Source organism: Flavonifractor sp. An306, from assembly GCF_002159455.1.
Classification (GTDB): domain Bacteria; phylum Bacillota; class Clostridia; order Oscillospirales; family Oscillospiraceae; genus Flavonifractor.
Window position 1 is genome coordinate 1 of record NZ_NFIQ01000241.1, and the last position, 713, is coordinate 713.

Here is a 713-nt window from a genome sequence, read left to right on the forward strand (position 1 = left end):
GCGGAAGGACGAGGTTGGGGTGGACATCCAGACCATCACCCAGACCAAAACTCTGGCCAGTGAAACCAACAATATGGAGAAGATCCTCCAGAGTCTGGAACCGCAGATGGAGGTAACCACAGAGGACGGTTATACCGGCACTCTGACACTGGATCATACCACTGTCAAGGTAGCGGCAGACGGTTATGCTACCCGGACAAAGGATCTCTCCGCCACCCGCACCTATCCCAATCTCTCGGAAGCGGATCTATCTTTGATTCCAAAGAGCATTGAGGACAATGGAAAAAGCCTGACTCTGGCAGACGTCCAGTGGGCCGAGACCAGTGAAGCCGGGGCGGATGGGGCCGTCACCCGATATACTGCCACCGCCAAATATACCGGCACTACCAGCAGCACCTATGCTACCGGCTACACTGTTACGGCAGACTATACCGGCCAAGTTTCCAAAACCAACTGCTCTGTGTTGACCTATACCGCCATTTTCGGCAGCATGGAGGTCCCCGAGGCGCAGACAGACCCGGCCCCCACTAATACCCCTTCCAGCGAAAACTCAAATGGGGCCACGGCAGAGATTGACATCAAACAGCCCCTCCTGATTGGCGGCGCGGTTCTCCTACTGACTGCAGGTGGGGTTTTCCTGTTCAAGCGGTACAAAGGAAGGAGCTGATTCAACTGAAGCTGAGAGCACTTCTGCTGGCCACCATGCTATGCGC

The 713-nt window shown here is 55.5% G+C and carries 1 protein-coding gene; it reads left to right on the top strand.

Going from position 1 to position 713, the window contains the following annotated elements:
• Positions 1 to 667: hypothetical protein (locus B5F88_RS19880; protein WP_087937090.1), on the top strand; the 667-nt coding region annotated here is incomplete at its 5' end.
• Positions 668 to 713: the final 46 nt, after the last annotated feature.